The sequence below is a fragment of the Pirellulales bacterium genome (assembly GCA_019636335.1).
Taxonomy (GTDB): domain Bacteria; phylum Planctomycetota; class Planctomycetia; order Pirellulales; family JAEUIK01; genus JAHBXR01.
Genome location: JAHBXR010000052.1, coordinates 1 through 8,273, shown reverse-complemented (window position 1 = coordinate 8,273; position 8,273 = coordinate 1). Strand labels below are relative to the sequence as shown.

The 8,273-nt window shown below is 61.4% G+C and carries 6 protein-coding genes; all 6 read left to right on the top strand.

Annotated elements, in window-relative coordinates:
* Positions 1 to 911 precede the first annotated feature (911 nt).
* Complete coding sequence (locus KF708_24800) at positions 912 to 1,505, top strand: purine-binding chemotaxis protein CheW (GenBank protein MBX3415924.1); 594 nt, start codon at positions 912 to 914, stop codon at positions 1,503 to 1,505.
* 54 nt (positions 1,506 to 1,559) lie between these two features.
* Positions 1,560 to 3,161 carry a PAS domain S-box protein gene (locus tag KF708_24795; protein MBX3415923.1) on the top strand — a complete coding sequence of 534 codons (1,602 nt, stop codon included), beginning with the start codon at positions 1,560 to 1,562 and terminating at the stop codon, positions 3,159 to 3,161.
* Between the two features lie 168 nt (positions 3,162 to 3,329).
* On the top strand, positions 3,330 to 4,148 hold the full coding sequence (locus tag KF708_24790) for a protein-glutamate O-methyltransferase CheR (protein ID MBX3415922.1): 819 nt from the start codon (positions 3,330 to 3,332) through the stop codon (positions 4,146 to 4,148).
* A gap of 15 nt (positions 4,149 to 4,163) precedes the next feature.
* Positions 4,164 to 7,070 carry a chemotaxis protein CheA gene (locus KF708_24785; GenBank protein MBX3415921.1) on the top strand — a complete coding sequence of 969 codons (2,907 nt, stop codon included), beginning with the start codon at positions 4,164 to 4,166 and terminating at the stop codon, positions 7,068 to 7,070.
* A 66-nt stretch (positions 7,071 to 7,136) separates the two neighbouring features.
* Positions 7,137 to 7,751 carry a chemotaxis protein gene (locus KF708_24780; protein ID MBX3415920.1) on the top strand — a complete coding sequence of 205 codons (615 nt, stop codon included), beginning with the start codon at positions 7,137 to 7,139 and terminating at the stop codon, positions 7,749 to 7,751.
* Between the two features lie 37 nt (positions 7,752 to 7,788).
* Positions 7,789 to 8,273: chemotaxis protein CheD (locus KF708_24775; protein MBX3415919.1), on the top strand; the 485-nt coding region annotated here is incomplete at its 3' end.

Genomic DNA, 8,273 nt, shown 5'->3' with positions numbered 1-8,273 from the left:
GCACTGGACTTCGACGCCATGTTCGAGCGCCTGCAGCGCCGCGTGCGTGACGACGCTCAACTCCTCATCGGCAACCATCTCCAGGGCGTCGAACGAAGTCAAGCCGGGTCGCGACGCAGACCTCTCGAATGGAAAAGTGTGTGGCGAAAGATAGGTAAATTCGCCCGTGGCGACATCCCATTCCCAGACGGTCATGCCGACCAACGTAATCGCCTGTTGGAGGCGTACGTCGAGAGATCGGCAGGCATCTGCCTTCGGTGGATCCTGGCGCTGAGTAGGCGGGAGGTTTGCTGACATGCACCCTAAGCGCAGCAATGGCGAGCCCCTCTTGCGAGGGCTCGGCGATTGCCGCAAACGTGGGGAGTCCGTTCAAGTTGACATGGTCACGATACCGCACGGACGCGTCCATTTGATCCCGCAAGGGAGCGCGGTGGACTCGCGATCGGCTCGCGGAACGGCAAGCATCAAGGCTCTTTCATCCAGTGTCTAGAAGTTCCGTGCTAATGGCAAGATCGGTCAGATAACGTCCAAGCTGCGTTCATTCCTGCCAGTTGCGCAGATCATCTAGCGGGGAATCTAAAGAGATTACTTATAGGAGCTCCGGAGATCGCTGGTTTGCCAACTCACCGTTCACAACCATTCATTGTGGTGGAAGAACCTTGCGGCCGACCGCATGGCGACTTTACGGCTATCGAAGGCGATCGATCTCGTCAACATGAACGCTTTGTCCTGCATTCAATCCTGCGTTGGCGCGAAGCTCGGCCTCGTATTCGGCGCCGGTACCGTCGTGCTTGGGACGCTAGCAAGCGTGCGTAGCAAGCAAGTGCCTGGGTGTACATGCAGGTCGTCGGCCTCGCAGGCTTCTTCCACCGGTTGACTCACGCGAACGTTAGGACGCGGATAACGCGGGAATGCTCGCAGGGCTTCATATTTCCAATGTGAAAGGACGAATCGTGTCCACGGCGCTTCACAAAGAATCGACTCAGCACAAAAGTGCCCAAGGCAACGGATCGGGGACCATGCAACTCGTCAGTTTTCGCCTGGCACAAGAAGAGTACGGCATCGAGATCACCAAAGTTCAGGAGATCATCCTCGTGGGCGAGATCACGCGGATGCCGAAGACTCCCTACTACATTCGCGGCTTGATCAATCTCCGCAGCATGGTCATTCCGATCGTGGATTTGCGCTTGCGCTTCGGCATGGAGCCGCAAGAGACGACCGACGAGACGCGGATCATGGTCGTCAATGTAGCCGGTAAGACGATCGGCATCGTGGTCGACGCCGTGAGCGAAGTCCTGCGAATTCATCACGATCAGATCGCTCCGACTCCGCCGACGATCGCCGGCCTGGGCCACGACTATCTGTCGGGCCTCGTCAGGGGCGAGAACCGCCTGCTCATTCTGCTCGACATCGACAACATCCTCGGCCAGGCCGAAGGCGAAGCGGTCGATGCGCTCGTGCAAATGGATCCCCCTGCCACCTCGCTGACCCGCTCGGCCGTCTGAGCGCGAAACGAATCCTTCACCTTACGTACACATTCGATTTCAGGAGCATAACCCATGTCACCGACCGCCGTGCTGAAGAAGCCCAGCAAGTCCGCCAAGCCGAAGAAAACCAACGCGGATACCGACGTCATCCTGTTGCAGGCACAGTTGGCCGCCGTCGACCAGTCGTTGGCCGTCATCGAGTTCAACCTGGACGGCACGATCGTCACGGCGAACGAGAACTTTCTCACCACGCTGGGATATCGCCTGGATGAAATTCAGGGTAAGCACCACAGCATGTTCGTCGACGAAGAGTATCGACACAGCCAGGCCTATCGCGACTTCTGGGCGCAACTGAATCGCGGCGAATACCAGGCCGCCCTCTACAAGCGGTATGGCAAGGGGGGCAAGGAAGTCTGGATCGATGCCCGCTACAACCCCATTTCCGATCAGACCGGCCGGCCGGTGAAGGTCGTGAAGTATGCCATCGACATGACGGAGCGCTGCAAGACCGAGACCGCCGCCGCCGAGAAGACGGCCATCGTCGAGAATGCGCCGATCAACATCATGCTGGCGAACAAGGACGGCATCATCACCTACTTGAACCCGTCCTCGGATCGCACTCTGCGTTCGATCGAGCACCTGCTGCCGGTGCGCGTCGATCAGATCGTCGGCAACAGTTACGACGTGTTCCACAAGAATCCGGCCCACCAGCGCCGGTTGCTGGCCGATCCGAAGAATCTGCCGCACGAAGCGCAGATTAACGTCGGCACCGAGATCCTGCAGCTCAATGCCAGCGCGATCTTCGATGCCGAGGGGCAGTACATCGGCCCGATGGTGGCCTGGAACGTCATCACCGAGCAGGTGCGCATGAAGGAGCGCGAGACGGAAGTCAAGCGCCAGACTCATGAGCTTATCGAGCAGGTCATCGCCAGCAGCGATCAGTTTGCCGAGAGCTCGCAAGTCATTGCCAGCAGTGCCCAGTCGCTGGCTAGCGGGACGCAGACGCAAAGCGCCTCGGTAGAACAGATGAGTGCCTCGGTCGACGAACTGGCCCGCTCGATCGAGTCGGTCAAGGAAAACGCCGGCGATGCCGATCGGGTAGCGAAAGAGACGAGCGACCTGGCCGAAGAAGGTGGCGCCGCCGTCCAGAAGTCGGTCGAGGCGATGGATCTCATCAAGAACTCGTCGGCCCAGATCAGCGAGATCATTCAAGTGATCTCGGAGATTGCCAGCCAGACGAACCTGCTGGCCCTGAACGCCGCGATCGAGGCCGCCCGTGCCGGCGAGCATGGCTTGGGCTTCGCCGTCGTGGCCGACGAGGTGCGCAAGCTGGCCGAACGCTCGAGCGAAGCGGCCAAGGAGATCTCCACGCTGATCAAGGAATCGACGCAACGCGTCGAGGACGGGGTCGCGCTCAGCGAGCAGACCGGCGTCGCCCTGCAGAAGATCATTCAGGGTGTCGAGGCCACGGCAGGCAAGATCTCGGAGATCGCCACGGCGACCGTCGAGCAGGCCAACAACGCCGTCGAGGTGTCGAACGCCATCCAGAGCATCGCCCACGTGACCGAGCAGTCGGCCGCCGCCAGCGAGCAGATGGCGTCGAACGCCGAGGAAACGAGGGCCCAGGCTCAATCGCTGCGCGATCTCGTGTCCAAGTTCGCTCTGGCCAACTAGTCAGCAATCGTTCCTGCAACACGCCGGCCAGCGTGCGGCGCGTCTGGCCGGCGTGGTTGCAGGAGCCGATCCCCCCCCTCCGTTCCGCGAATCGCATGTTCGAGGTAATCGCCCGTGGCCAGTTCCCTGATCGACCCGCTCGCGCAATCGCAGATCCCTCCCGCACAAATGCGCGAATACATCGATGTGATCTACCGGACCACGGGCATCCGTATTCCGGAGCAAAAGACCTCGCTGATGTCGAATCGCATCCGGCGGCGCTTGCGCGCCACGGGCGTGGTCGATTACGAGGCCTACCTCAAGCATCTGCGCGGTCTGAACGCGAAGGATCCCGAATGGGATGCGTTCTTGCAGGAGATCACGACCCACGAAACCTACCTGTTCCGCGACGAAGCGCAGTGGCGCTGGTTTCAGGATCAATTCCTGCCCCAGGTGGCCGCCCAGGCAGGGAACGGAGACGCCAGGCGGCAACTGCGCATCTGGTCGGCCGCGGCCAGTACGGGGGATGAGGCGTTCACGATTGCCGCCTGCATCGCCCACAAGCTGCCGAACTTCGCCCGCTGGTCGATCACGATTCTCGGCACCGATATCGGGCTCTCGGCACTCGAGGAGGCTCGTGCCGCGGTGTTCTCTCCCCGGGCCATGCGACTCGTGCCCGCCGAAATACGGGACAAGTTCTTCGCCCGTGTGTCGGACGAGGGGGCCTACCGTGCGAAGGAAGTGTTGCGTGGAATGGTCAGTTTTCGCCAACACAATCTGTTGGGTCCGTTGGCCGAGCAGCCGTTCGATCTCATCTTTCTCAAGAACGTGCTGATCTACTTCGACAAGCAATCGAAACAACCGGTGGTGCAGAACATTCGCCGCATCTTGCGGCCCGACGGGTATCTGGTGACCGGGCCTGCCGAGGGGGTCTCCGATCTGCTCCAGGGCATGGCCCGTGTCGAGTCGTGGTTGTTCCGCAATGCCGCCCCTCCTGCGAAGTCTTAGACCGACGAGATCATCATGGCTGACGAATTCTTTGAAACGATGCTCGGTGAGTTCCTCGCTGAATCCGAGGAACACCTGACGAGCCTGAACGATAACCTGTTGAAGCTCGACGAGTGGGTCAGCAGCCTGGGTCAACAAGACTCGCGTCGCTGCGATGCCTCGCTCATGAACGAGATGTTCCGCTCGGCGCACAGCATCAAAGGCCTGTCGGCCATGATGGGGCTCGCCGATATCAACGGCCTCACCCATCGCATCGAGAATGTCTTCGATGCGGCGCGCAACGATCAACTGCCGTTGACCTCGGAGATCGTCGAACACGTGTTTCAGGCGGTCGACCGATTGCGGCTGATGGTCGATTCCTTGACAAACCCCACGACGCCCACGGTGGCCTGCGACGATATCGTGCATGCCATTTCCTTGACGTTGCGCGAGGCCGGCGTCGAGAAAGACGCCTCGCAGAAGGCGGATTTCGAGAGTGCGCTAGCCGCGTGCCACGACGCGCCGAGCGACTCTGCCGCGAGCGAGTCCGACGTCTCCGCGACGACCGATCTCGGACCGCCCTCGGAAAGAGCCGACGCGACAACGGACGAGACGGATCCCCTGGCCGGTATCGAGGATGATTACAGTGCGCCGTCGGCGTATCTCGAGATCTTCGTCGATGAGACCGGTTCGGCGCTCGACGCGCTGACCGACGCCTTGGTCGAATCGAACGGTCCGCTCGAATCGCAGGCCGTGAATGACCTGCTCGTGCTGGCCCATCGGATCAAGGGATGTGCCGCTTCGGTGGGCATGTTGCGCGCCGCGCGCTTGGCCCATTTCATGGAAGACACGCTGCAGGCGCTGCGCGACGAGCAGCAACCACTGATGCCCGAGCTCGTCACGTGCCTGCTCGGCTGCGTCGACGGTCTCCGACGCTACATTGATGGCATCAAGATAGGAAAACCGCATGCCGATGACTTTGGCCGACTGGTACTCGAGTTGCAGACGTGCTTTGCCGCGTCGAGATACGGCCAGGAAGTGAGCGCGACCACAACCGCGCCAGTTCCGCCCGCCGAGACGGCTGATTTTGCCGCGCTTTGCGAACGAATTGCCGCGGAAGCTCCCATGGGCCAGCACGGCATTATTGGAAACGTGCGTTTCTCGTCGACGCAACAACTGCGCGGCATGAAAGCCCGTTTGATCTACGAGAAGCTGTCGCAAATCGGTGAGCTGTTCTTCGCCGATCCCCCCGAGTCGACGGCGGTCGAGATCGATGATCTGGATCGGCTCACCTTCGGCATCGTCACCGATTGCGATCCCGAGACCGTGCGAAAACTTGTCCATGTGTCGGGAGTCGAGCGACTCGAGATCAGCGCGTTTGGCAAGGCAGCGCAGGAGGGGCCGGGCCCTGCTGCGAGTCTTACTCCCCCAGGGACACCACCATTGGCAGCGCCCGCGACGGCCGAGGCAACGGCCAGTGAAGCACGAGCCAGTAGCACGGAATCGACCAACTCAGAGACGGCGCCGAAATCTGGCGAGGGAGGCGCTATCGAAGCGAGCAAGCCAGCCGAAACGATTCGTGTCGATATCGAGCGGTTGGATGAACTGATGAATCTGGTCGGGCAGTTGGTCATCAATAAGGCGCGGTTTTCGCAGATCAGCGAATCGCTCAAGCAACTAGTGGCACGCAAGCAATCGGCAACGGCCATCAACGAAGTGGTGGCCACGGTGCGCCGGCTCGACAACGACCTCAAGTTGGCAACTCAAGACATGGCGCCCAACCCCGACCTGGTACGCAGCCAATTGCGCCGCATTCAAAGCGGACTCGAAGGAGTCCAACGCGACGTGGCACGGCTGACCGAGGTGCGGGCCAAGGCGAACGAACTGCTGGAGGCCGTTCATCAGTTGGATCGCGTCTCCGATAGCTTGCAGAAGAGCGTCATGAACACGCGCATGGTGCCGATCGGCCCACTGTTCAATCGCTTCAAGCGGGTGATTCGCGATATTACGCGCGCCAACGGCAAGGAAATTCGCCTCGAGATTCACGGCGAGAAGACCGAACTCGACAAGCGGATGATCGATGAGCTCGGCGACCCGCTCGTCCACATGATTCGCAACTCGGCCGATCACGGCATCGAGTCGCCGGCCGAACGCCAGGCCGCGGGCAAGACCCCCTACGGCACCGTCTCGCTGAACGCCTACCACAGCGGCAACTGCATCGTGGTGCAGGTGAAAGACGACGGCGGCGGTCTGCGTCCCGAGAAGCTGCTGCAGAAGGCGCTCGGCAAGGGTTTAATCTCGCCCGCGGAAGCCGAGAAGCTTTCGCCGCAACAGATCTACCAGCTCATCTGGGAGCCCGGCTTCAGCACGGCCAGCCAGATTACCGATATCTCGGGCCGAGGTATGGGCATGGACATCGTCCGCTCGGCGATCGAGGATTTGAACGGGCATGTGGATCTCGACAGCACGCCCGGCGTGGGAACCACCTTCACGATCAAGCTGCCGCTGACGCTGGCCATTTTGCCCAGCCTTTTGGCGGAGGTCGACAACGACGTCTTCGCTCTCCCGATCGAGTCGGTGGTCGAGATTGTCAGCATTCCCACGCGACAGTTCGCCACCGTGCATGGCCAGCTCACGGTCGATGTGCGCAATCGCGTCATTTCGGTCGTCGATCTCTTCGAGGCGTTCGATTGGAACCGGCCGCGGGGGGCGGAACGCAACGAGCCGGGCACCACGACGCTGGTCATCGTCAGCTCCGAGGGACGCGAACTGGCGATCATCGTCGACAGTCTGCTCGGAGAGCAGGATGTCGTCATCAAGTCCGTGTCGGAAAATTATCGCAACGTGTCGGGAATCGCCGGGGCAAGCATTCTGGGCGATGGTCGAGTGTCTCTCATTCTGGACGTCCCCTCGCTCGTCGAGATGGCCGCCACGGGACGCTAAGCGCCATGCGCACGATCATCGCATTACGCTTGAACAATCCTACGATTCGAGACATCGAGTAAGCTCATGAATCAAACATCAACCGTTCCTGCCCATCTCCCGTCGCTCAACGAGCTGTTTGGCATGGCGACTGCCACCGCCTCGCACGCGCTCGAGCGTTGGACGAATGGCGCCGTGACCCTCTCGCTCGAAGAGCTCCACGAGGCACCGCTCGAAGAGGCCGCCGCCCAGTTGGGCGTGAGCGAAGAGCGCACCGTCGTCATCCTGCTAAGCATTGCCGGCGAACTGACCGGCGACTTCGTCCTTTGCTTCGGCGAGCAGGATGGACGCCTGCTTTGTTCGGCGGTGACGGGCATGCCCACGAGTGAAGGAGAGGAATGGTCCGAGCTGGATCAGTCGGCGTTGTTGGAAACGGGCAACATTCTCGGCAGCGCCTATCTCAACGCGCTGACGGCACATTTAGGGCAGCAATTGGTGCCGACACCGCCGCAGTTTGTGCTGGACTACGGGGCGAGCGTCGTCGAACAGGTGCTGCTGCCGCACGGCATGCTTGCGGACCTGGTCTTCGTGGCGCGCACGACGTTCCGTCATGGCGCCGGTCGCTCGCTCGATGCGCAGGTGTTGTTTGTACCCGGCCCCGCGCTGCGCGACGTGATGGATCAGGCCATCTCCAGCCACTAGCCCTTCGAGTGCCCCTTGAGAAAGGTGGAGAGGACGTATGATCACCTTGGTTGATGCCGGCTACAAGTGCGAGCCGGTCGGCATGGGCATGATCTCGGTCGCGAACCATCCCCACGAGTTGTACTCGGTGTTGGGATCGTGCATTGGCGTCGCGATCGTGGACCCGCGGGCGAAGTTGGGGGTGCTGGCCCACGTCGTGCTGCCCGAGTCGAACGGCCGGCGCGGCTCGCCCGGGCGATTCGCCGATACCGCGATCCCGCACATGCTCGAGCTGTTGAAGGAACGGGGGGCGGCGCGCCGAGGACTGGTGGTCAAGATGGCCGGCGGGGCGCAAATGTTTGCCTGCAGTAGTCAATTGCAGATCGGCGATGCCAACGCCGCGGCGGTGCGGCGCGTCCTCCGAAGTGCTGGACTGGCAATACACGCCGAGGACATCGGCGGAACCGAAGGCCGAAAAATCACGGTGGATTGTGCCACGGCACAGTTAACGATCTGCCGCGTCGGACGTCCGGAAATCGTCAT